At 73.1% G+C, this 23,734-nt stretch carries 18 protein-coding genes; 12 read left to right on the top strand and 6 right to left on the bottom strand.

Annotated features, from left to right (window positions below; genetic code table 11):
* Positions 1-175 precede the first annotated feature (175 nt).
* The 3 genes from K7C98_RS41755 to K7C98_RS41765 are packed head-to-tail and all read left to right on the top strand — an operon-like array spanning position 176 to position 3,059.
* Positions 176-466 (top strand): acyl carrier protein, encoded by a 291-nt coding sequence (locus K7C98_RS41755; protein WP_224197539.1) that lies wholly within the window; start codon positions 176-178, stop codon positions 464-466.
* On the top strand, positions 463-1,410 hold the full coding sequence (locus tag K7C98_RS41760) for a class I SAM-dependent methyltransferase (protein ID WP_224197540.1): 948 nt from the start codon (positions 463-465) through the stop codon (positions 1,408-1,410). The genes K7C98_RS41755 and K7C98_RS41760 overlap by 4 nt, the downstream gene beginning before the upstream one ends.
* Entirely contained in the window at positions 1,407-3,059 is a 1,653-nt protein-coding gene (locus K7C98_RS41765; protein WP_224197541.1) for an AMP-binding protein, read from the top strand. The genes K7C98_RS41760 and K7C98_RS41765 overlap by 4 nt, the downstream gene beginning before the upstream one ends.
* 95 nt (positions 3,060-3,154) lie before the next feature.
* On the opposite strand, the gene K7C98_RS41770 is transcribed toward K7C98_RS41765, so the two are convergent.
* Entirely contained in the window at positions 3,155-4,003 is an 849-nt protein-coding gene (locus K7C98_RS41770) for an alpha/beta fold hydrolase (RefSeq protein ID WP_224197542.1), read from the bottom strand.
* A gap of 583 nt (positions 4,004-4,586) precedes the next feature.
* Here K7C98_RS41770 and K7C98_RS41775 point away from each other — a divergent pair.
* On the top strand, positions 4,587-6,770 hold the full coding sequence (locus tag K7C98_RS41775; RefSeq protein ID WP_224197543.1) for a YncE family protein: 2,184 nt from the start codon (positions 4,587-4,589) through the stop codon (positions 6,768-6,770).
* A gap of 127 nt (positions 6,771-6,897) precedes the next feature.
* Here K7C98_RS41775 and K7C98_RS41780 read toward each other — a convergent pair whose 3' ends face one another.
* Positions 6,898-7,650, bottom strand: coding sequence for a hypothetical protein (locus tag K7C98_RS41780; protein ID WP_224197544.1), 753 nt, complete (start codon positions 7,648-7,650; stop codon positions 6,898-6,900).
* 896 nt (positions 7,651-8,546) lie between these two features.
* On the opposite strand from K7C98_RS41780, the gene K7C98_RS41785 reads away from it, so the two are divergent.
* From K7C98_RS41785 to K7C98_RS41805, 5 genes are all read left to right on the top strand, one after another.
* Positions 8,547-9,437, top strand: coding sequence for a DUF2490 domain-containing protein (locus tag K7C98_RS41785; protein WP_224197545.1), 891 nt, complete (start codon positions 8,547-8,549; stop codon positions 9,435-9,437).
* 444 nt (positions 9,438-9,881) lie between these two features.
* Complete coding sequence (locus K7C98_RS41790; protein WP_224197546.1) at positions 9,882-11,480, top strand: DUF1592 domain-containing protein; 1,599 nt, start codon at positions 9,882-9,884, stop codon at positions 11,478-11,480.
* Complete coding sequence (locus tag K7C98_RS41795; protein ID WP_224197547.1) at positions 11,477-12,838, top strand: DUF1552 domain-containing protein; 1,362 nt, start codon at positions 11,477-11,479, stop codon at positions 12,836-12,838. Before K7C98_RS41790 ends, K7C98_RS41795 begins: the two co-directional genes overlap by 4 nt.
* Positions 12,839-12,996: 158 nt before the next feature.
* Positions 12,997-13,605: a hypothetical protein gene (locus tag K7C98_RS41800; RefSeq protein ID WP_224197548.1), complete on the top strand. Its 609-nt coding sequence runs from the start codon at positions 12,997-12,999 to the stop codon at positions 13,603-13,605.
* 273 nt (positions 13,606-13,878) lie between these two features.
* Positions 13,879-14,172: a hypothetical protein gene (locus K7C98_RS41805; RefSeq protein ID WP_224197549.1), complete on the top strand. Its 294-nt coding sequence runs from the start codon at positions 13,879-13,881 to the stop codon at positions 14,170-14,172.
* Positions 14,173-14,254: 82 nt separating this feature from the next.
* On the opposite strand, the gene K7C98_RS41810 is transcribed toward K7C98_RS41805, so the two are convergent.
* From K7C98_RS41810 to K7C98_RS41825, 4 genes are all read right to left on the bottom strand, one after another.
* The gene (locus K7C98_RS41810) at positions 14,255-14,440 is read right to left on the bottom strand and encodes a hypothetical protein (RefSeq protein WP_224197550.1); all 186 of its coding nucleotides are present in this window, start codon (positions 14,438-14,440) and stop codon (positions 14,255-14,257) included.
* 29 nt (positions 14,441-14,469) lie between these two features.
* The gene (locus tag K7C98_RS41815; RefSeq protein WP_224197551.1) at positions 14,470-16,185 is read right to left on the bottom strand and encodes a pectate lyase family protein; all 1,716 of its coding nucleotides are present in this window, start codon (positions 16,183-16,185) and stop codon (positions 14,470-14,472) included.
* Positions 16,186-16,680: 495 nt separating this feature from the next.
* On the bottom strand, positions 16,681-19,725 hold the full coding sequence (locus K7C98_RS41820; protein ID WP_224197552.1) for an AgmX/PglI C-terminal domain-containing protein: 3,045 nt from the start codon (positions 19,723-19,725) through the stop codon (positions 16,681-16,683).
* A 206-nt stretch (positions 19,726-19,931) separates the two neighbouring features.
* Positions 19,932-20,858, bottom strand: a complete 927-nt coding sequence (locus tag K7C98_RS41825; protein ID WP_224197553.1) for a carboxypeptidase-like regulatory domain-containing protein — start codon at positions 20,856-20,858, stop codon at positions 19,932-19,934.
* Between the two features lie 252 nt (positions 20,859-21,110).
* Between K7C98_RS41825 and K7C98_RS41830 the strand changes: the two genes are divergently transcribed.
* From K7C98_RS41830 to K7C98_RS41840, 3 genes are all read left to right on the top strand, one after another.
* On the top strand, positions 21,111-22,202 hold the full coding sequence (locus K7C98_RS41830; protein ID WP_224197554.1) for a hypothetical protein: 1,092 nt from the start codon (positions 21,111-21,113) through the stop codon (positions 22,200-22,202).
* 64 nt (positions 22,203-22,266) lie between these two features.
* Positions 22,267-22,830 (top strand): RNA polymerase sigma factor, encoded by a 564-nt coding sequence (locus tag K7C98_RS41835; protein ID WP_224197555.1) that lies wholly within the window; start codon positions 22,267-22,269, stop codon positions 22,828-22,830.
* Entirely contained in the window at positions 22,823-23,680 is an 858-nt protein-coding gene (locus K7C98_RS41840) for a hypothetical protein (RefSeq protein ID WP_224197556.1), read from the top strand. The genes K7C98_RS41835 and K7C98_RS41840 overlap by 8 nt, the downstream gene beginning before the upstream one ends.
* Positions 23,681-23,734 lie beyond the last annotated feature (54 nt).

Below are 23,734 nucleotides of genomic sequence, written 5' to 3' on the forward strand. Positions count from 1 at the left end.
CCGCAGACGCCCGCAGAGCGTCGCTCTGGACGGTTTCACGGGCGGCTCGGCGTATGCTCACGCGGCCCCGGCGATCCCGGCGGCGGGCGGCGTCGCTATCGACCGCGCTCCGATCGCGGAGCGCCGCCTCGCGCGATAGACCCGCGAGGCGGTGAACTTAACGGAGATATTTATCATGGACGGAATCATCGACAATGACCTGATCGTCGCCCGCGTGCGCGCGCTGATCGCCGACGCGGTGCGGCAGCCCGTGGCCGCGATCCCGCTCGACGTCCGCGTCGACGGCAGCGAGCTCGGCATCGATTCGCTGGGCCTCATCAAGCTGACCGTGCGGATCGAGGAGACCTTCGACATCACGATGCCCGACCTCGCCGCGCCGGGAGCCGGGCCGCTCGGCTCGGTGCGCGAGGTGGCGGCGCTGGTCGCGGAGCAGGTGGCGGCCCGCCAGGCGGGAGGTGCCCGGTGAACGCGATCGCCCACACCCGCGCCGAGCGCGAGGCCAACCTGCGCAGCGCCGCCGACCAGCGCGAGCACGAGCGCCAGGCCGTCGCCGCCCACTATGAACACAGCCCCGAGATCTTCTCGCTGGTGCTCGACAGCCGCCTGGCCTATGCGACAGGTGTATACGCGGACCCGGGCGAGGACCTCGAGACGGCGCAGGCCCGCAAGTACGCCCGGATCGCGGCCAAGCTCGACATCCGGCCGGGCCAGCGCGTGCTCGACATCGGCTGCGGCTGGGGCTCGAACCTGCTGTACCTGGCGCAGCACAGCGAGGGCGTGTTCCACGGCATCACCCTCAGCGCGCAGCAGCGCGAGGAGGCGCTCCGCCGGGCCCGCGCGTGGGGCGTGGCCGAGCGCGTCACGATCGACGTGTGCCACGTCGAGGACCTGCAGCTCGCGCCGGAGTCGTTCGACGCGATCCTGTTCAGCGGCAGCATCGTGCACATGCACAACCGGCCGGCGATCCATGAATGGGTCGGCCGGACGCTGAAGCCGGGCGGGCGCATGCTGATCTCCGACTGCTACTTCCCGGTGCAGCAGCGCGGCGACCGCGACAGCGCGGCGACCGAGTACATCTTCGTCGAGGCGCTCGGCTATTGCCGCCTGATCGGCCTGGCCGAGGAGCTGCAGCTGATCGAGCGCGCCGGGCTCGACATCCTCCACGTCGAGGACCTGACCCGCCACTACGCGCAGACGCTGGCCCACTGGATCGACAACGTGCGGCGAAATCGCAGGACGATCGAGGCGATCGCGCCGGGCTTCGCGGCGGTGCTGCAGCAGTACATGACGGTGGCGCGCATGAGCTTCGCCCGCCGCACGGCGCTCGAGTACATGATCCTGGCGACCAAGGGCGCGCCCACGGTCGACCCCGGCGCGTGGCCGATCGCGCAGAAGGGCGGGCGGTCGTGACGGCGCGGACGCTGGCGGGGCTGCTCGCGGCGCGCGCCGAGACCCACGCCGACGCGATCGCGCTGCGCTGCCGGGTCGCGGGCGACGAATGGCGCGAGCGCAGCTGGGCGGCCTACTGGGACGGCGCCCGCCGGGCCGCCGCGGGGCTGTGGGCCCGCGGCGTGCGCCCGGGCGATCACCTGCTGATGCTCGTCACCGACGTCGAATCAGCGGTGCTGACATTGTTCGGGGCGTGGTCGATCGGCGCGGTGCCGATCCAGGTCGGGCTGCCGTTCCGCCTCGGCGACGTCGCCGGCTTCATCGCCCAGCTCGAGGACACGGCCGCGCGGCTCGACGCGCGCGCGCTGGTGCTGTCGCGCGCGCTGGCCCCGTTCGCGCCGACGTCGGCGTCGCTGCCGGTCCACGTGGCCGAGGAGGTGGTCGAGAGCGAGCCGGCCGAGGGGCTGCCGCACCCCGACCAGTTCGCGGCCGACACGGCGCTGATCCAGCTGACCAGCGGCAGCACCGGCAGCCCGCGCGGGGTGGTGCTGACGCACGAGCGCCTGCTCCGGCACCTGCAGTGCATGAGCCGGGTGCTGCCGAGCCGCGCCGACTCGGTGGCGGTGTCGTGGCTGCCGCTGCACCACGACATGGGGCTCATCGGCGGGCTCCTGTTCCCGTTCTACAACGGGTTTACCGCCAACATGATGTCGCCGCTCGATTTCCGCGGGCGGCCGCTGGTGTGGCTCGAGGCGATGGCGAAGTTCCGGGCGACGATCTGCGCGGCGCCGCCGTCGGCCTACGCGATGCTGCTGCGCCTGGCCCCGAAGGCGATCGCGGCCGGCTACGACCTGTCGGCCTGGGAGTGCGCGATGATCGGCGCCGAGCCGATCGCGCCCGAGCTGCTGCGCCGGTTCGCCGACGCGTTCGCGCCGGCGAACTTCCGCGCGGAGGCGTTCTTCCCGGTCTACGGACTGGCGGAGGCGACGGTGGCGGTCAGCTTCCCGCGCCTGTTGGCGCCGGCGCGGGTGGTGCGGATCGATCGCCTGACGCTCGAGCGCGACGGTGTGGCCGCGCCCTCGGACGGGCCGCACGCGCTCGAGCTGGTCGGCGTCGGTCGGCCGATCCCGGAGACCAAGGTGCGCGTGGTCGATGCCGCCGGCGAGCCGCTGCCGGACCGCCGCGTCGGCGAGATCCGCGTGTGCGCGTCGACGCTGATGCGCGGCTACTACAAGGACCCCGCGGCCACCGAGGAGGCGCTCGCCGAGGGCTGGCTGCGCACCGGCGACCTCGGGTTCGTCGACCGCGGCGAGCTGTTCATCACCGGCCGCCTCAAGGACATCATCATCCGCGGCGGGCTCAACCTGATCCCGACGGTGATCGAGGACATCGCCGGCGCGGTGGACGGCGTGCGGCCGGGCGGGGTCGGGGCCGTCGGCGTGCGCGAGCCGGAGCTCGAGACCGAGGTGGTCTACCTGGTCGTCGAGACACGTCTCGAAGGACAGGACCAAAAGGACTTGCGCGAGCGCCTCGACGCGGCCCTGCAGCTGCGCGGGGTGACGGTCGACCGGATCGCGCTGGTGGCCCCCGGCGCGCTGCCGAAGACGACCAGCGGCAAGCTGCGGCGGCGCGAGATCGCGGCGGCGCTGGGCCGCGGCGAGGCGCTGTGACGGCGCGGCTCGGCGGGCCCCGGGCCCGCCGGGCCATGAACGACCGGGTGATACGACCGGCGGCGCTGAAGGACATGTCCTTCAGCGCATGAACATCAGGCCAGGAACTCGAGGACCAGCGCGCGCCAGCGCTCGGGCGCCTCGATGGCCACGGTGTGGCCGACGTCGGGAAGGACCTCGGCGCGGGCAGGGCCGGGGAACGCGGCGGCCAAGGCCTCCAGCTCGCGCGGCGGCGCCAGGCGGTCGAGCGCGCCGGCCAGCAGCAGCACGGGCGCGCGCACTCGCGGGGCCAGGTTGGGGGGAGCCCACGGCGAGTCCGGGCCGTCGCCGAGCGTCTGGGCGAACAGGGCGGCGATGCCCTCGTAGCTGTTGCGCCGCACGGTGGCCTTGACGAACGCCGCGAGCACCGACTCGTTGGCCTCGAGGTATTTGGGACCGAGCGTGTCGGCGAGGCTGAGCCAGGCGAGGGCCTCGAGGTCGCCGGTCCTGAGCGCCTCGCGCCAGGAGCGGAGGATCACGCGCCCGAGCGCCCCGCGGCCCGAGCCGACGCCCGACAGCACGAGCCGGCGCACCCGCTCCGGCCGCTCCGCCGCGATCCCGAGCGCGATCCGCCCGCCGAACGAGAAGCCGCACAGGTCGACCGGCTCGGTCACGCCGAGCGCGTCGAGCAGGTGCTCGAAGTCGCGGACGTGCACCGGCGGCGACACGTCGTGCGTGGCGAGCCGCGTCTGCCCTTGCCCGCGCGCCTCGACCACGATCACGGGCCGCTGCGCCGCGAGCGGCCGCACCTGCCCGCCCCAGCTCGACAGCGTCTGTGTCATGCCGCCGACGATCACCAGCGGCGGCGCCGTGCCGCTCTCCGGCCCGGCGTGGCGGTCGATCTGCACCTGGCCCGTGACTCCCGGGCCGGCGACTGGGTCGGGGATGGCGATGAACTCGGGCACGCCCGCTCCGAGCTTAAAGCCCGGGTCGCGCCGATTCAACCACCCTCGCGCGCGACGACGCGGGGCGCACGCGGGCGCGGAGAACCTCGCGTCCGCTCTTCCGCAGGGTCGGACGCGAGGTCGAGCTCGAACGATCGCGGCGGGCCGATCGATCATACGTGTCACCCGGCCGTACGTTCGGGTCATCCGGAATGTGGGCAGTGTCGGCCAGGAAATCCTCGCCCTCGAGCGCCGCCACAGCGCGCAGCAATTCGGGCGCAGCGCTACCGAGCGGGCCGTCGCGGTGATTGTCAAGCCTGAACCTTGAAGCTCATTGGCGAACTGCGTTGCGTGTTTCTCTCGCACTGGCTCGCACGGGCACGTACGAGCGCGTAGAACGGGAAATTCCATGAGTCGCACGGTTCCGCGCATTCAGCGAACTCAGCCGTGGGGAGGAATCGCCCGAGGGGGCTGAATGACCCGGTATCCGCAAATGCGAAGACGATGATTGTCGAGGCCGGTGGCCGTATCACAATTCGTCGATGAGTATTGCGAACAGCCGGCTCTGCCGGTTATCGTAAGATCCCACTGGAACCATTCCCCCATGCACAAATACCGCCTTGACCGTAGCTCCTCATTGTTCCTCGCCAACGCGCTCGTCCTGGCCCTGTCGGCATGCAATAATCCGGCGCCGGGTGGGAGCGATTCCGACACCTCGACCGGCACGACCGACGGCACGGAGACCGATCCGAGCGCGACCGACACGGTGCCGTCGACGGACCCCACCAATCCGACGGTGCCGACCACGAGCACCGATCCGGTGACGACCGATCCCACCACCGATGACCCGACCGTGGGGCCGACCACGGACACCGACACCAGCTCGACGGGCGACACCGAGACGACCGGCGAGCCGGTGATCGAGGTTGCGCGGGTGTGGGCGACCGCGAACCCGCCGCTGTTCGAGCAGGACCGGATCGTCGCCCTGACCCCCGCGCTCGACGCCGCGACCGCGACGCTGTCGGTGCTGGGCGATGTCGTCAGCATCCAGAGCGTCGCGGTGACCCAGCAGGGCCACGCGATCATCACCTACGACGCGCCGGGATCGACCGGTGGTGTGATCATCAAGACCGACCTCGCCGATACCCCCGAGGACGGCCCGCTCGGCCTCGGCGACCGGGTCATCCGCGGGCCGGAGACCGGCCTGCAGACCCCGAAGGGCGTCGAGGTCGGGCCGGACGGCGTGTTCCTGGTCGCGGACACCACGGCCGGCACGATCAAGGCGTTCGAGTTCGACGCCGAGGGCGACGTCGCCCCGGTGTTCGAGATCACCGATCTCGGCAGCTCGGACGCGGTGTGGGACGTGCATTACGCCGCCGGCGGCAACGCCGACGTGCTGTACGCCGCGGGCACCAACGGCGAGGTCCAGGTCTACGAGGACTTCTCGAACACGATGGGGCAGGCCGGCCCCGATCGCACCATCATCCCGATCCAGAACGGCAGCAAGGTGTCCGTCAACCTGCACGGCGTCGCGCTCGTCGGCGGCAGCCTGTTCCTCAGCGACGTCGGTGACCCGATGGACGCGGCCGACGGGCAGATCTTCCGCATCGAAAACGCGGCCGACGCCGACGGCGAGGTCGAGGTCACGCAGCGGATCCAGGGCGACGACCTCGGCAACCCGGTCGATCTCGAGGTCACCTCCGGCAACCCCGCGACGCTCTGGGTGGTCGAGAAGGCGAACGACAAGCTGCTGCGCTACCGCCCGGGGCTCCTCCAGAGCGACTTCGAATTCGTCGACAGCCTCGACGTCGTCAAGCCGGAGTCGGTCGCGCTGGCGACCAACAATCGCCTGATCCTCGCCGGCAACCCCGACGGCCTCGACGCCGACGCCGTGCTCGAGGTCGAGGTGCCGCTGCTCGGTGCGCCGACGATCGGCGCGACGATCGACCGCCTCGGATCGATCACCTCGATCCAGAGCCTCGCGCTCGCCGGCGCGGGCGACGGCTTCATCGGCTTCGACGGCACCGCCGTGTCGAACGGCGGCGGGGCGTTCTCGACCGCGGCCCTCATCGACGCCGCCGACGGCTCGACGGTCGACGCCATCGCCACGCGGATCTGGGGCCCGGCGACCGGCGTCATCGCGCCGAAGGGCATCACGCTGAACAGCGCGGGGGATCGCCTGTTCGTGGCCGATATCGGCGATTCGACGATCAAGGTGTTCGACCCCGTGACCTTCGGGGACGCCCCCCCGCTGTTCGAGTTCGCCGAGCTCGGCGGCGGCGCGGTGTGGGACATCGACTACGACGACGCCAACGACCGCCTGTTCGCCGCCGGCATCGACGGCACCGTGCGCGTGTTCGACGCGGCGCTCGCCGACGAGGGCGCGAACGGTCCAGCCCGCCTGATCACGCCGACCCACGAGGACCAGAGCATCGGCGTCAACCTCCACGGCATCCAGTACGACCCGGTGAGCAAGATCTTGATCTTGACCGACGTCGGCGACGCGATGTCGGACTCCGACGGCGCGATCTATCTGATCGCCGACGCCGACGCGGCCGAGGGCGACGTCGCGATCACGGCGTTGATCGCGGGCGACGAGACGCACCTCGGCAACCCCGTCGACCTCGCCTTCGACGGCAAGCACCTCTACGTCGCCGAGAAGGCCCAGTCGCGGGTCCTCCGCTACGACGACATCCTCGGGTACACCGGCGCCAACAACGTCGCCGAGGACGCGTTCATCGAGGTGACCAACGCCGAGTCGGTCCGCATCGAGTGGACCCAGCCCTGAGCCCGGGCCCGCGGGCCACGAGAGCGGCCAGCGCCGCCGGAGCTACTCCGACGGCGCTGGCTCTTCGCGTGGGCAGGATCGATCACCGCGCCGGCGAGCGCGACGGCTCGCCGCGGAGAGGTCGGCTTCAGTCGCAGGAGGCCGCGCCGACGTAGATGTCGGCGTCGCAGAACAGCGCCCCGTCGAGCTCGCAGGCCGCGTAGCAGTGGGCGATCAGCGCCGCCTCGCAGGCGGCGAAGGCGTGCAGATCGGCGTCCAGGCCCAATTCGACGAGGCAGGCGGCCTGGACCGCCAGCGGGTCGCACTTCGCCAGGCACTCCAGGCCGAGCGCCACCTCGCAATCGACGCCGACATCGAGGTCGACGTCGAAGCACGCGTCGATGCCGAGGTCGAGGTCGAGGTCGACGCCCAGGCCCAGGTCGACGTCGAGCGCCGCGTCGACATCGAGATCGATGCCGAGCAGGCCGCCGAGGCAGATGTCGGCGCCGACGAACAGGCCGTCGCAGAACAGGGCGCCGCCCGCCTCGACCTCGGCCTTGCAGTGCGCCGTCACCTCCGCGAGGCAGGCGGCCCACACCTCGATGTCGGGGTTGAGCCCGAGCTCGGCCGCGCAGACCGCCTCGACGCTCAGCGGGTCGCAGTAGAGCGAGGCGTCGACGCCGGCGACGACGGTGCAGGCGGCCCCGAGCTCGAGGTCGATGTCGAAGCACGCGCCGAGGTCGAGGTCGAGGTCGAGGTCGAGGTCGAGGTCGAGGCCGATGCCGAGGCCGAGGAGCCCGCCGTCGCCGCAGCCGAGCAGGCAGGCGTTGGCCGGGCTGACGGCGCCGGCGGTGGCAGCAAACGCGAAGATCGTGAGAGCGGAGGAGATGAGGCGTGACATGAATATCCCTTTCTTTCGCTCGCCGGATTCGTCGGTGCATGAAACGACGCGACGGCTCCGGGCGAATCCCCATGTCGAATGTGCATGGGTCATTGGCGGGCTAATCATGGGAGCGGCGGACGTCGCCGGCAAACTCCGCGGGTGATCGTTCGCACAGCGACGAGAAGGTGCAAATCACCGCTGCTCCGCCGATGAACGCCGTTCGCCAGCGCCCGCCGCAGATGTCGCGAGCGACGGGGGGTAACGACGATCGGGGGAGCACACCCCCGATTCGTCGTTCGATGCACCCATATCGACGATGCGAACGCGGCAGAACCCCCATTGGGGGTGGAGCCCCACGCTTCAGGGACGCCCCGAACCGGGGCGAACGGCAGGTCGTGGTTCCGCGTCTGCGATGATTCCTCGTCCGCTCCGATCGCGTGAATCCTCGCGGGTGTGCCGCATCGCGGCGCACGGCGAATGTGTCTCTTCGCGACAGCGGGCGCACGGCGGCAGAGCGCAGCTCTGCGCATGAATCGCCGCGCTCCCCGGTTTGAAGTCATATGATTGCAGGCCAAATCCGCGGTCGCCCCAATTCGTGGCAGTTCTGCATCGTCGCGGGACGTCGCCGACGCCGTTGCGGAATCGGGGCCTCGTGTCGTCAGCATCAACTCCTTCGTCATCAAGCTCGGCCACGGCAAGCACGCCAAGCCCGCGCCCGACGGCGCGGTGGTGAACGGCGAGCGTGCGAGCGGCGGTGCGGCGGCGGCAGCGACCGTTCGCGGCGCCCGCGCCGGTGCTCGTCGCGGCGCCGCGTCGACGAGGCGACGGCCACGTGCGAGCGGCCACGACGCGTTGTCGCGCGACCCGGCTGTCGGGGACGCGCGGTCGGGGGTTGGTTTGGCCGCCGCGCACCCATGCCTCCGAGGATTCGCCGTCATCCGCGCCCGCCCGGCCGACTCGTCGGTCTCGCCGTGCTGCTCGCCGGGACGACCGCGCGAGCGACCAGGCCGTCGGAGCCGGACATCGGGATCTGGAATCAGATCATGCTCGACATGAACCTCGACGCGAAGGCCAAGGGCCTGCGGCTGCACCTCGACTTCCACCTGCGGCGCATGAACTCGCCGCTGCAGTACGTGCGGGACATGTCCGGCGCGATCGTCGAGACGAAGCAGAACCCGAACACGTTTCTCCTGGTGCGCCCGGCGATCGGGTACATGTGGGCCAAGTGGGGCGGGTTCTTCGTCGGCTATATGTGGTTCCCCGACTTCTTCGACGACCCGGTGTTCGCCCGCACCCGCAACGTCAACGAGCACCGGGTCTACGAGCAGTTGACGCTGCGCTGGGCCTGGGAGGGGCGGCTCGACGTCAACTGGCGCACCCGCGTGGAGCACCGGATCCGCACCCACGGCCTCGGCAGCGACGACATCGTCAACGGCGTGCCGCAGGACATGGGGCTCGGCCGCTGGGCCCATCGCTTCCGCCAGCGGCTGCGGATCGCCTTCAACCTCAAGAAGGACGCGCCCTGGCAGCTCCTCGTCCACGACGAGATCTTCGTCCACCTGAACAGCACGGCCTATTCCCGGCCCGGCTTCGATCAGAACTGGCTGTTCGTCGGGTTGGCCCACGACACCAGGGCGATGCGCGTCGAATTCGGCTACCTCAATCAGTACATCCGTCGCCCCCGCGACCCCGACAACAACAACCACCTGCTCTCGCTGGCGTTCATCATCAAGCTGGCTCCGGGTCAGAAGGCCAGGCCGCCGGCGACGCCCGCCGCTCCCTCCGCGCCGCCGGCCAAGCGGTGACGGGCGGACGCGCGCGGCCGACATGGGCGCGATCGCTGCGCGCGGGCGAGCCCGACGTCGGCGCGCGCCGGTGGTGACATTCGCCGGCCATCGCCCCGGCGGCGACGCGCCGCGGTGGCGAATGTGCGCCTCGATTGCGATCCGCAGCACGGCCGGCGCGGTTGAAATCACCACAGTCGGGACGAGGCTCCGGGCGCGGACGAGGCGGGCGCCGCGCGGTCGGCCGCGTCGCTGTAGCGGACAATCGACGGACTCGCGAGCGCCTGTCCGGCGAGGTCTCCGCCGGCACGGATGCTCGAGCGCACGATCCTCGGCGGCGATGCGTTCCACAAAGCGGATATGCGGACGAGAGGGATGATGGCGTGGATGCTCGCAGCCGCGGCGGCTGGAGGATGTGAGCCTGACGCGAGCGGCGAGGACGGGTCGACTTCGGGCTCGTCGACCATGGATACGACGGACAGCGACGGCCCGGCGCCGGACACCGAGGGCGGCGACCCGGCGTGCGCGCCGATCGAGCCGGGGCCGTCGCCGATCCGGCGGCTGAACCGACGCGAATACGACAACACCGTGCACGACCTGCTCGGCGACAAGACCCGGCCGGCGCGCGAGTTCCCGGCCGAGGAAGAGGCGCTCGGGTTCAACAACAACGCCGACGCGCTGGTGGTCACGCAGCTGCTGGCGGAGCAGTACTTGAACGCCGCGGAGAAGCTGGCGGCGGCCGAGATCGAGGACTTGCCGGCGTTCCTCGGCGGCTGCGACGTCGCGGCCGAGGGCGAGGAGGCGTGCGCGCAGCGGTTCATCGCCGAGTTCGGCCGCTCGGCCTATCGCCGGCCGCTGGAGTCCGAGGACGTCGAGGCGCTGGTGGACGTCTACCACACGGCCCGGGACCAGTTCGAATTCGCCACGGCGATCCGCCTGGTGGCGACGACGATGCTGCAGTCGCCGCATTTCCTGTACCGCGTCGAATTCGGCGAACCGGTCGCGGAGGCGCCGGGGGTGCGGCAATTGACGGGGTACGAGCTGGCGTCGCGCCTGTCGTACCTGTTGTGGGGCACGATGCCGGACGCGAAGCTGTTGGCCGCGGCGGCCGACGGTCGCCTGGCGACCGCGGCGGACGTGGCCGGGCAGGCCGAGCGCATGCTCGGCGACGCGCGGGCGCGCGAGGTCGTGCGCGACTTCCACGGGCAATGGCTCGAGCTGAAGCGCGTCGAGGAGCTCGAGAAGGACGGCGACGCCTTCCCCGAGTTCGACGCCGAGGTGCGGCCGCTCCTGCGCGCCGAGGCCGAGGCGTTCCTCGACCACGTGATCTGGGACGGCCCCGGCGACCTCGACAGCATGTACCTCGCGCCGTACACGTTCCTCAACGGCCCGCTCGCCGCGTATTACGGGGTCGACGGTCCGAGCGGCGAGGCGTTCACCAGGGTCGAGCTCGAGCACGGGCAATCGTCGGGGTTCCTGACCCAGGGCGGGTTGATGTCGGTGCTCGCCAAGCCCAATCAGACCTCGCCGATCCACCGCGGCAAGTTCGTGCGCGAGCGGCTGCTGTGCCAGACCGTGCCGCCGCCGCCCGACGACGTCGACATCACGCCGCCCGAGGTCGACCCGACGCTGCCGACGCGCGAGCGCTTCAAGCAGCACTCCGTCGATCCCAGCTGCTCGGGCTGTCACGACATGATGGACCCGATCGGCTTCGGCTTCGAGCACTTCGACGGGGCCGGGCGCTTCCGCGCCAGCGAGGCCGGGCAGCCGATCGACGCCACCGGCGAGATCATCGGCGGGAGCACGCGGGGCAAGTTCGACGGCGTGCCGGAGCTGGCGGCGATGCTCGTCGAATCGCCCGAGGTCGAGTCCTGCATGACCCTGCAATGGTTCCGCTACGGCTACGGCCGCGCCGAGTCCGAGGCCGACGCGTGCACCCTGGCCGAGCTGACCGCGGCGTTCGCCGGATCGGGCCGCAGGATCCGCGATCTCATCATTCACCTCACCCAGACCGATGCGTTCCTGTACCGCCGCGCCCCCGAGGGCGAAGGAGAGTCGTCGTGAAGAATTCCACCCTGTCCCGTCGCGCCATGCTCAAGGGCGCCGGCGGCGCTTGCCTGGCGCTGCCCCTCCTCGACATCATGGGAGGTTGCAACGCCGACCTCGCCAGCAAGCCGCAGCAGTTCCGCGGCAGCGGCGGCGTGCCCAAGCGCTTCGTGGTGTTCTGGACGCCGAACGGCACGATCATGCAGCACTGGCGGCCGAGCGGCAGCGAGTCGTCGTTCACGCTGCCGCGGATCTTGCAACCGCTCGATCCGCACAAGCAGGACATCGTCGTGCTCGACGGGATCGACGAGCTGTCGGCCTACAAGGGCCCCGGCGACGCGCACCAGAAGGGCACCGGGCAATCGCTGACGGCCACCGAATTGCAGGAGGGCGACTTCCCCGGCGACGCCGGTCTGTCGGCCGGCTGGGCCGACGGCATCTCGGTCGACCAGGCGATCGCCGACGTCGTCGGCGACCAGACCAAGTTCCGCTCGCTCGAGTTCGGGGTCTACGTCTACGGCGCCAACGTCGGCTCGCGGATCTCCTACCGCGGCCCGGCCCAGCCGATCCCGCCGGAGAACGACCCCACGGCGGCGTTCAACCGGATCTTCGCCGACCTCGAGGGCGACCCGGAGGCGCAGATGCGCAGGATCGCCGAGCGCAAGATCGTGCTCGACGCGGTGGCCGCCGATTACCAGCGCCTGGTGAAGAAGGTCGGCGCGGCCGACAGGATCAAGCTCGAGGCCCACCTGGCGGCGGTGCGCGACATCGAGATGCGGCTCGAGACCGGCGGCAACGTCGGCGGCGCGTGCGAGCCGCCGATGCTCGGCGCGGTCGCGGACCCGCTCAAGGTCGCCAACATCCCCAAGACCGGCAAGCTGCAGATGGACCTGCTGGCGATGGCGCTGGCCTGCGACCTCACCCGCGTGGCCTCGATCATGTGGACGAACTCGGCCACGGCGAAGCCGTTCCCGTGGCTCGACATCCCCGAGGGCCACCACGAGCTGGCCCACCGCGGCGACGGCGACCTCGACGCGCAGGAGAAGCTGACGGTGATCAACACCTGGTACTGCGAACAGTTCGCGTACCTGATCGAGAAGCTGAAGTCGATGCCGGAGGGCGACGGGACGGTGCTCGACAATACGCTGCTCATCTGGGTCAACGAGCACCAGAAGGGCAACGACCACGACCGCCACGAGATCCCGTACGTCCTCGCGGGCAAGGCCGGCGGGGCGGTGAAGACGGGGCGCTGGCTGCAGGTCCCCGGCGACCGGGCCCACAACGACCTGTGGTCGGGCTGCATGAACGCGATGGGGATCGAGGCGAAGACGTTCGGCAACCCGACGTACTGCAAGAGCCCGCTCGCGCTCGGGTGAGGCGCGATGATGTGTTGGAATGGGCATGTCCTGGTAGACATGTCCTTTCGGGAATGAGCACAGTCGAGCCCGCCGGGGCCGGGCTGTGACGCGCGGCACTTGCCGGGGTCGGGGAGGCGGGCACCCTTGCGGGGATGGCGAGGTGTGCTCGAACGATTGTGCTCGCCTGGCTGGTGGCCGCGGCGGGCTGCGCGGCGCCCGACGCGGCGGTGACGACCGAGGGCGCGACGGCGACGGAGACCGAGGGCGGGCCGGTGTTCGAGTTCGCGGGTCAGGTCGCGGGCGAGGACGTGCCGGCCGAGGCGACGGTGGCGGTGGTGTGGCTGGTGCGCACGGCCGGGCTCGCCAGCATGTTCAAGTACGGCGACGGCCGCGCCGGCGGCGGCGAGTTCATGGTCTCGATCGCCGGCGAGGCACCGCCCGACGTGGCCTTGAGCCCGCTCAACAAGGAGGGCGTGGGCCAGCGGATCGCCTTCGGCATGCTGATGATGTGGCCGGCGGAGCGCGAGATCCCCGAGGGCGTGGTCGGGTTCGAGGCGATCGGCGGCCTGATCGGCCTGGCCGAGCAATACGCGGTGATCTGGCGCGACGGCGAGGACTGGGGCGACGCGGTGCACGACTGGCCGCTGGCGTTCCCGGCGGCAGCGTTCGCGTGCGGCCGCTGTCAGCAAGGGCCGGGCATCGATTGGTACGAGCCGGTCGATTGCGCCGAGGTGACGATCACGGTCGGCGCGCCGGAGAGCTTCGTCGGCTGCGATTTCCTGTGAGCGCGCGACGGGTGCGCGGGCGCGCACTCGACCGCGATGTCCATGGCGCCGGCGCGAATCTCCGCACCGCGCGGCCGCGCTCCGGGCGATCGTGTCCCCCCACCGACAGCCCCCTGGTATTGTCTCGAATTCGAGTGCCCACGCGGCCCCTGGCCCGGATGGGCGCATGCTATGCCAACCACCCCGCAGCCGCTGCACGGTCACGCGGGGAGGATCATTATGTGGGATACACCCGAGGCAATTGCCCTGAAGGCCGGTCAAAGCACGACGATCGTGATCGGAGGAGTCACCGTCACGTTCCCTTCGGGGAGGTTCTGCTCGAGCTACGTGGACGACAACTTCCTCAACCACGTCAGCGACATCGTCAACTACGGCCGCAACAGCTACGGCAACGGCGCGGTCAACATCGGCCTCACGAAGAATTGTGGGCACAAGAAGCTGACGGGGGGCGACGCGATCGGCTACAAGTGGAGCTCCGACACCGATCTCGCCATCGTCGGATACGGCGAGAAGTCGAGCAAGGGGAGCAAGCGCCAGGGCAGCGGCGGCTACGAATGGGAGGACTGAGGGCGTCGCCCCGGGTGCATGCTCGGACGGCGCGGGTCGCCGCTACACGGGCGGTCGACGGGGCGGTGACGGTCGGGCGTGGTCAACCGCAGCGGCTCGCCTGGCCGGACTCGTAGCCGTCGGCGAGGGCGACGGCCTCGTGGCCGCGGGCGTGGAAGTGGACGTCGTCGCCGGCGAACCCGCCCGGGCCAGCGCAGCGCGGCGACCGCGAGCGCCACGACGCACCGACGCGCACGCTCGGCGCAGCGCCGCCGCGACCTGTCTGCAAGGCCAGGTTCGCTTCGCGCGGCGGGTGCGTCAGCGGCGGCGGCGACGGAGCAGCGGCAGCAACAGGGCGGCCCACCACGCGTCGGCCGGGCCGGGTCCGCCGCTGCGGCAGGCGCAGCCGCCGGCGTCGGTCTGGCCGGCGCCGGTGGTGTCGCTGGCCCCGCCCGGGCCGGGGCCATCGGATGTCCCCGGGGACATGGTCTCTTCGACCTGTCCAGAAGTATCACCGGCAGAGCCGCCGGTGGTCGGAGCGTCGCCCGAGGTCGGGCCGCCGGTGGGGTCGCTGCCGGTGGGGTCGCTGCCGGTGGGGTCGCTGCCGGTGGTGCCGGTGGTGTCGTCGCCGGTGGTGTCGCCGGGGTCGGGCGCGCCGCAGGCGATCATGTCGGCGCGCTCGTTGATGTACTCCTCGATCGCGGTGTAGCCGGAGGGCATGACGGTCGCGTGGTCGTCGCCGTCGGCCGGGTCGAGGCCGTGGTCGCTCTCCCACGCGTCGGGCATGCCGTCGTGGTCGCCGTCGGCCGGAGCTGTCCCCGGGGACAGGCCCGCGAGCAGGTCGGCGGGGTACTTGGCGCCCCAGTCGCCGCCGCGGTCGGCGAGCTCCTGCAGCACGCGCAGGGTGCCGGCGTCGCGCGGGAAGGCGCCGGCGCAGGCGAGCACGTCGGCGTGGGCTTCGGCGGCGGGCTGCACGCCGACGGGGAGGTAGAATCCGCCGTCGAAGGTGAAGGGGCCGCCGGCGCGGACGGCGTCGGAGGCGCCGATGTTGTCGAAGTAGGCCTCGGTCCACGGGTCGTCGATCACGCCGCTGAATTCGCCGGGGTCGTCGACGGCGTTGTCGGCCAGCCAATACTGCACGCCTTCGCCGCCGTCGAAGAACAGCGGGATCAGGGAGTCGTTCGGGCCCTGAATGAAGGTGTTGCCGACGACGGTGATCTCGCCGCTGGCGTCGTTGTGATTGACGAAGCCGTGGCGCACGTTGTACGCGGTGTTGTTGATCGACTCCGAGGGCCCGGTGGCGAGCGCGGGGTTGCGGTTGCGGTTGTGGGCGAACAGGCTGTGGTGCACGCTCGTGCGCCCGCCGTAATTGAGCAGGCCGTAGTTGTGCGCGCCCTCCGGATGGCCCTCGTCCGCGGCCTCCTCGACGGTCGACCACTGGAAGGTGATGTCGCGGCCCTCGTAGAGGTCGACGCACTCGTCGACGCCGCCGGAGACGGTGACGTGGTCGACGAGGACCTCGGCGTTGACCGAGAAGCGCAGCGCGTCGTACTGCTCGCCGCCGTCGCCGCCGCCGGGCCACGCCGGCGGACGGATCCGCAGGTGGCGGACGATGATGTTGCCGACGCCCTCGTCGTACGCGGCATAGAGGCGGCCGCGGATGGTGATGCCGGCCCCGGGCGCGGTCTGGCCGGCGATGGTGACGTCGCCCTCGGGGATCGTGAGGACGTTGTTGCCGTCGCTCTCGTCGAAGATGTCGTCGGTGTTCGGCTCGCCGAGATCGATGACGCCGCTGACCTCGAAGACGATGATCCGCGGGCCCGGGGTCTCGAGCGCCTCCCTCAAGCTGCCCGGGCCCGACTCGGCGAGCGAGGTGACCCGAAGGACCTGTCCTCCGCGACCTCCGGTGATCTCGGCGGCGAACCCCTCGGCGCCGGGGAAGGCCGGCAAGGCCGCGGCGATCGCCGGAAACGCGGTTGCGAGGCCCGCCAGCGCGAGCGGGAGACCATGGCCGAAGCGAAGGCGAGCGAACATGGGGGCACTCTATGCGAAGGCCTGGTGGCCGGCGGCGGGGGCCCGCGCGAGTCCTGGCGGGGTCACAGGCGCCCAGCGTGGCCGCAAGGCCCCGGCGCGGTCTCGACCTCGACCGAATTGCTGGCGGCGTCCGGCGCGACGGGCAGCCTGCCATGCGCGTGCCGCCGCTGATCGCCGCCCTGGTCGCCGAGGCCAAGCGGTCGCGGCCGTTGCGAGTGCTGCGCTTCAGGTCATGTCGAAACGGACATGTCCTCGCGGGCTCCTCGTGGAGGCGGGCGCGGTCCGAGGCGATCCGCGCGGCGAGGATGCACGCGTGGGGGAGCACGAGCCACACGGGTCGCCGCTCGCGCGGCGGCGGGCAATGGCGAACATCACCGCGCCGGGCCCGGGCGTCGCCGCCGCGAGCGCGCCGGCGTCGAGCGGGTCGCCCTTGACGACCGCGCGCACCGGCCGCGCCCGCGAGCCGCCGAGATATCTGTCCTGGGGGACATGCGGTCAGCGGCGCGTGAAGTCGAACTGCCAGCGGATGACCGCGTCGCTGTCGGCCGAGGACCAGGAGGTGTGGCGCGCGATCGCGTCGACGATGCAGCGCTCGACCTCCGGGTGCTTCAGCGTCGAGGACGCGATCGTCACGGCGCCGAGCTCGCCCGCGGCCGAGACCGCGAACTCGACGACGACCTTGCCGGCGAGCGTGGGCTGGTCGGCGAGGGCGCGGCCGTAGCAGTACTCGACGCGGGGCTTGGCCCTGAACAGGCCGGAGTTGATGTTGTTGGGGCCGCGCACCTTCGGCGCGACCGACAGCGGTTTGGGGCCGTGGGGGTCCCACAGGATCGACACGCTGCGATCGGGCGGGCCGAGCTGGGCCTGCACGTCGGCGGCCTCGGCGAGGACGTGCGGGCTGCAGGTGCCGGCGAGGGCGACGGCGACGGTCGACCACGGGGTCGCCTCGGTGGCGGTGACGAGCGGCGGCAGGCCGTTGTCGGGCCGCTCGCGCGCGTCGACCTCGATCGTCGTGGCGTGGAGGTAGGGATAGAGCCCGAGCGCGGTCGTGCCGGTGCGCATGCGCAGGGCGTCGCCGTCGCCGGCGAGCACGAGGGCGCCGACGCGCAGGTTCGGCGACAGCGGCGCCTGCTGCGAGGACGCGGGCAGGCTCGCGGCGATCTGCGGGGTGACCATGGGGATCGCGTAGGTCCCCGTGCCGTCGCGGTCGTGGCTGGCGAGGATGCCGAGGCGGATGGTGCGCTGCTGCGCGAGGGCGGCGAGCAGCGGACGCAGCGCGGCGAACGGGGTGCTGGCGTCGATCGCCAGCGCGAGGTTGGCCTCCGCGAGGAGGCCGCCGTTGGCGTCCTTCGCCTCGGCGAGCGCGGCCAGGCGCTGCGTCAGCTCGGCGAGGTCGCCGACGGGTCGATCGTCGAGCGCGAGCCGGTCGCCGGCGAGGGCGAGGCGGTGGGCGTAGCGGGCGTGGTGGGCGGGACAGTTCGAGTGTAGCTCGGGCAGCGCGACGTCGGGCAAGGCCGCGAGCTCGACCCGCCGCCGGCAGGCGATCGGGTCGCCGGCCTCGCACGCGCCGGCGAGCGCGCGCGCGCCCTCGCCGGGGCGAAGCTCGTCGGCGAGCAGGTCGGCGAGCGCCAGCGGCAGCATGCGCCGCAGGGCCGGGGCGTGGGCGGCGGTCGCGGGATCGGACTCGACGCAGTGCAGGTTCGGCTCGAGGGCGGCGAGCTGCTGATCGAGCGCCGGGCCCGAGGGCGCGACCGCGGGCGGGCGGGCCCGATCGAGCAGGTCGATGGCCTGGGCCACGAAGGAGCGGGCACAGACGACGCCGGACGACGGCGGCGGCGCGGGCGGAGGGGCCGGCGGCTCCGCCACGTCGGCGGGGGGCGTCGCCGCGGGCTCGCCGTCGCCGAGCACGAGCTCGCCGCGCAGGTGCGAGCCGACGCGCGCGAGGTCGAAGGCGGCGCGGCGGTGGGGCGAGAGGGCGGCGGCGAGGTCGGGCGCGAGCGCGCGGAGCAGCGGCAGGACGGCGGCGAGGTCGACCCGCGCGGCGAGGAGGCCGACGGGGACGGTGGCGTCGGCGAACACGGCGCGCGGATCGACGCCGGCGCCGACGAGCACGCGCTGGCGATCGCCCGCGGGCACGGCGTGCAGCTCGAACTCGCGGGCGAGGCCGGTGACGACCTGCTGGGCGACGCTCTGGAACCTGGTGAGGTCGGTCGTCGCCGCCAGGTCGAGGGCGAGGGCGGCGCGGGGTCCGTCGACGTCGAGGCTGGTGATCGCCAGCTGCGCGGTGACGGCCGGCGGGAGCGTGGCGCGCGAGCGCCGGAGCGCGGACAGGGGTGTCCCCAGGGACATGGCGGGAAGGACATCTGCGCAGCGCTTCAGCACCTCGAGCGGGCTGGTGTCGCCGGGCGGAGCGCCGGACGGATCGTCGGCGAGGTCGAGGCGCACGACGGCGCTGGCGATCGCGGGGACGCGCAGCGCCAGCGGATCGCGGGTCGACGGCGGGCCGAGGGCCTGCGCGCCGGTGGCGGTGAGCCCGGCGGCGAGGCGCAGGCGCAGGCCGTGCGGGTCGTCGGCGACCGACAGCAGCCAGCTCTCGAGGTCGACGACGCCGTCGCCGAGGGCCTGCTCGCAGCGCAACTGGTTGGCGAGCGCGGCGCGGCGCAGCTGGGCGCCCTCGACGAAGGGGGTGCGGGCGAGCGCGTCGGCGGCCTCGCGGGCGCGCTGCCACTGCAGCAGGGCCGGCAGCACGCGCGGCCGCAGCAGCACGGTCAGCGGCTCGCGGCCGGCGTGGGCCGGCCAGGCGCCGGTCGAGGGCGGCGCGGCCGGCCGCAACAGCTCGCCGCGGAGCGCCGGCGGGACGCTCTCGATCGGCGTCCCGCCGGGGGCCAGCGCTCGCTGCAGGCCGACGACGCGGACGGCGTCGGCCCCGGCGACGACGGCGACGAGGTCGCCCGGCCCGGTCACCCACGCGCGTGCGCCCGGGGTCGCGGCCAGTGCCGGCTCCGAACGCCCGAGCGCGTCGAACCAGCGCGCGAGGCCGTCGGCGAGGCCGGACGGATCGAGGGCCGGGAGCACGAGCTCGTGCCGCAGCCCCGGCAGCGATCCGGGGCTGTGCGCCAGCTCGGCGGCGAGCAGGCCGGGCGGGGCGAGCAGGCCCGGCTCGTCGAGCGCGAGGACGACCGGCCGCGCGGGATCGAGGCCGGTCAGGCCCGGGCCGGCGGGTGAGGCTGGCCCGAAGAGCATGTGCAAAAAGACAGATAAATCGCCGGCCAGCAGCAGCGCCGCGCGCGGGGGCGCCGAGGCGCCGAGCTGCTGCACGAGCGGCGCCAGGTGAGCGCTGACGGCCGGCCAGGCCTGCAGGCGCACGACCGCGACCAGCGCGGCGCGCTCGCCGAGCGAGGCGACGGCCGCGGACGTCCACGGGTCCGCGGGGGCCGCCGCGGCGCCGGTGGTCGCCGGGGCGTCCGGGCGGTCGCAGGCCGCTCCGCCGAGGAGGGCCGAGACGAGCGCGAGCGGGACGAGGCGACGCAGGTGCGGCACGCCAGGCGAGGATGGCACAGGCCGGGCGGGGACACGAGGTCCGGCGGCGGGCGTGCTCCAGGATGTGTGTCCAAGAAATCGAGGGCGATTTGCGGCGCTCGCAGTGGGGCGTGGTCGCTCGCGCGGGGGTCGGTGACCTCGGGGTGGCGGGCAATGCTACGACCCCGCGAGGCCGTCGCGAATGGCGGCAGCGTCGCCGCGGCCGCTCACAGCCGCTGCAGGCCCCACGGCGGCGACGCGTTGATCAGCCAGCCGACCCGGCACTTCATGCGGACCTGGCGGAACTCGGCGCCTTCCTTGCTGGCGGTCCAGGTGTATTCGCCGGGCGGCACCTGGACGAACAGCACGCCGCCGTCGTCGCTGGTCTCAGTGAGGCCGGGCTCGGGGATGACGTCGGCGTTGAAGTAGATCGGGCCGTTCTCGGCCGGCAGCGGCGGATCGAGGGTGACGGTCACGTCGGCCTCGCCGTGCGCGCCCGGGTCGTAGATCGATTTGCCGACGCGCGTCACGGTCGTCACCATCTGACAGTATTGCGTCTCGTCGGGGGTGACCATGACGATGGCGGCGAGGGCCTGGTAGATGCCGTGCTTGACCGCCTGAAACGTGAGCCGCTGCAGGCCCTCCTCCGGCAGCACGTGGGTGCCGGTCTGGATCGGGTGATAGTCGGGGTGCTCCATCACCAGCGTGATGTCGGCGCCGACCGGGAGGTCGGTGAACTCGAACTTGCCGTCGGCGCCGGTGACCAGGCTGCGCTCGGGGAACTCGAGGATCGAGACGGTGGCGCCGACGACCCGCCCGTCCGGCCCCTCGTCGAACGGGATCGCGTCGCCCGCGACCGAGGCGACGTAAAGGCCGCTGCAGTCGGTCCTGCACTTGCCGCCGACGCCGTTGTCGGGGCCGTCGTCGCACGCCTCGTCGCCGGCGAGCACGCTGTCGCCGCACACCGCGGGTCCGCCGGTCGTGGTGCCGGTGGGATCGTCGGTGCCGGTGCCGGGGTCGAGGGCGCCGGTGCTGCTGCCGGTGGCGGCGTCGGAGCTGCCGGACCCGCTGTCACCGCAGGCGAGCAGGCCGCACACGGTCAGCGTCGCGGCGCGGCGGAGGATGGTCGAAGGGACAGGGAGAGTCGAGGGCATGCGAGCGAGCATCGGCCAGGGACGCCCGCGCTGTCCATCGCGCGGCCGCGATCGCGGCGTGAGGCGACATTCATCGCCGGCGCGGCGACGCTGTCGTGATTGCGACTCGCATGATTGTCGCGCGGCGGGCCCGGCATTGGCGTGAGTCGAGGGTCCGCATTGTCTGGACCGATCCGGCGCGGGTTCACACGTGGTCGACGGTCCATCTTCGGGGTTGGGGTTTCGGGCGAGGCGGGCTAGTCTGCGCCGCCGATGCTCGCGCTCGCGACGTGCGCCGCTCTGCTCCTCGCGCCAGGGTCCGCGCCCGCGCCGACGATGCCGGAGGTCCGCTGGGAGGCGCCGGCGGGCTGTCCCGACGAGGCGGCCGTGCGCGCGCAGATCGCGGGGCTGCTGGCCCGCGCGCCGGCCGGGACGGGCGGGGCGGCGCAGGTGACGTTGCGCGTCGAGTCGCTGCCGGGCGGGCGCTGGCGGCTCGACGCGACGATCACCAGCCCCGAAGGACAGGGCCGGCGCAGCCTCGAGGGCGACCGCTGCGAGGCCCTGGCCGAGGCCGCGGCGCTGCTGACGGCCATCGCCGCGGCGCCCGGGCTGCAAGGCGGACCGACACCGGCGCCCGGGGTGCAAGAAGGGCTGCCGCCGGCGCCCGGATCGCAAGAAGGGCCGGCACCGGGGCCCGGGGTGCAAGAAGGGCTGCTGCCGGCGCCTCAGGTCCCGCCGCCGGTGCCGGAGGTCGACGCGGGCGAGCTCGAGCCCGAGCTGCCGGCGGTGGACCGCGAGCCCGAGCCGCCTGCTGCGCCCGCGCCCGGGCCCGCGAAGCGGCCGCCTCGCGCGCTGCGGGCCACGCTGGGCCTCGGGGTGGGCGTCGGCGCGGGGGCCCTGCCGGGGCCCACGGCGCTGCTGCGGGCGGCCGCGGGCGTGCGGGGGCGGCGCTGGGCGGTGCTGCTGAGCCAGAGCTTCTGGCTGCCGCGCGATTTCCCGGCCGCGGGCGACGAGCGCGTGGGCGGGCGCATGTGGCTGGCGGCCACGGGCGTGCGCGCGTGCGGGATCGTCGGCAAGGGCCGGGTCGAGGCGCCGCTGTGCGCGGGCGTCGAGGTCGGGGCGCTGCGCGGGCGCGGGATCGGCGAGCTGATGGCGTCGCGCCGGGCGACCTCCGCGTGGGCGGCGGCCAGCGCGGGGCCGGGCCTGCACGTGCGGGTGGCGCCGCGGGTGGCGCTGACGGCCTCGGCCGAGCTGCTGGTGATGCTGACGCGCGTGCGCTTCGAGGTCACGGGCCGCGGGGCCATCTGCTGCACGTCGCCGGTGGGGGTCGCGGGGACCGCGGGGCTCGAGGTGCGCCTGCCGTGAGCGGGGGGCCAACGATTTTCCCGGGGCGCGGACATGAACGCCTGCGCGCATGATCGCCGCCGCCATGCCAGGGCCGCTCGCCCAGGATCCGTCCGCCCAGACGTCCGCCGCGGATCGCGAATTCGAGGCGGTCTACCGCGAGCACGTCGGCTTCGTGTGGCGCAACCTGCGGCGCCTCGGGGTGCCCGAGCCGGAGATCGAGGACGCGGCCCACGAGGTGTTCCTGGTGGTCCTGCGGCGCCTGCCGCAGTTCGACGGCAGCGCGGCGATCACCACCTGGCTGTATGCGATCACCCGCGGGATCGCGAGCAACCGCCGGCGCGGCGATCTGCGGCGGCAGCGGCGGCACGCCGAGGCGCCGGAGCCGGGGCCGGCGGAGGGGCCGGGCGAGTGGCTCGAGCGCTCGCAGGCGGCGGCGACGGTGGCGCGATTCCTGGCGACGCTGACCCCCGAGCAGCGGGTGGTGTTCGAGCTGTTCGAGATCGAGGGGCTGCGCGCGCACGAGGTCGGGGCCGCGCTCGACCTCAATGTCAACACCGTGTACACGCGCCTGCGCGCGGCGAGGGCCCGTTTCGCCGCCTTCGTCGCGGCGCTGCACGGCGGCGCGGCCGGAGGTCCCCATGGCTGACGAGCTCGATCCGCAGGCCCGCGAATTGTTGGCCGCCTACCGCCGCGACGCCGGGCCGTCGCCGGCCGCGACCGAGCGCCTGCTGGCGGCGGTGCGCCGCAGCGCGGCCGCGACCGAAGCGGCGCAGGTGTTGCCATTGCGGCGGCGCATCGATTCACGCCACTGGGTCGGCGTGGCGGTGGTCGGGCTGGTCGCGGCCGCGGTCGCGCTGGCGATCAAGATCTCGCCGCGGCGCCTCGACGCCGACGCGGGGGCGGCCGGCTCGGCGGCGGCGCTGCACGCCGCGGACGGGTCGTCCGGAGCGTCGGTGACGCCGCGCTCGCGGCCAGGCGCGCCCGCGGAGGCGACGACCGCGGAGGCGACGACCGCGAGCGTCGCACCCGAGCCCGCGCCGCCGACGGAGCCGCCGCTGCAGCGGCCGACCGCGCGCGAATCGACGGGCTCGCAGCGGCGCGATCCGAGGGTCGGCGAGACGCGCGAAGCGGGCACGATCCCGCCGTCGCTCGCGCCGGCCGGCGATCCGGCGCCCGGCGAGCGGCAGGCGGCTCCCGCGAATGCGCCGGCGGTGCACGGGGAGGGCGACGCGCTGGTGCACGAATTGGCGGCGATGCGTGCGATCAACGATTCGCTCGCGGCCGGCGCGACCGCGCAGGCGCTGGCGCGGATCGACGAGTACGAGGGGCGCTTCCCCGCGGGCGCGCTGCGCGAGGAGGCGGCGGCGTTGCGCGCGGTGGCGCTGTGCGCCGGCGGCCGCGAGCGCGAGGGCGCAGCGGCGGCGACCGAGTTCCTGCGCGCCCACCCGGGCTCGCTGTCGGCCGAGCGGGTGCGCAAGGCCTGCGGCGCGCCCTGAGGACACATGTCCTGCGGGACATGTGACTCGGCGGCGCGGACCAACGATCCCGCC

The organism is Nannocystis pusilla (assembly GCF_020073745.1).
Taxonomy (GTDB): Bacteria; Myxococcota_A; Polyangia; order Nannocystales; family Nannocystaceae; genus Nannocystis; species Nannocystis radixulma.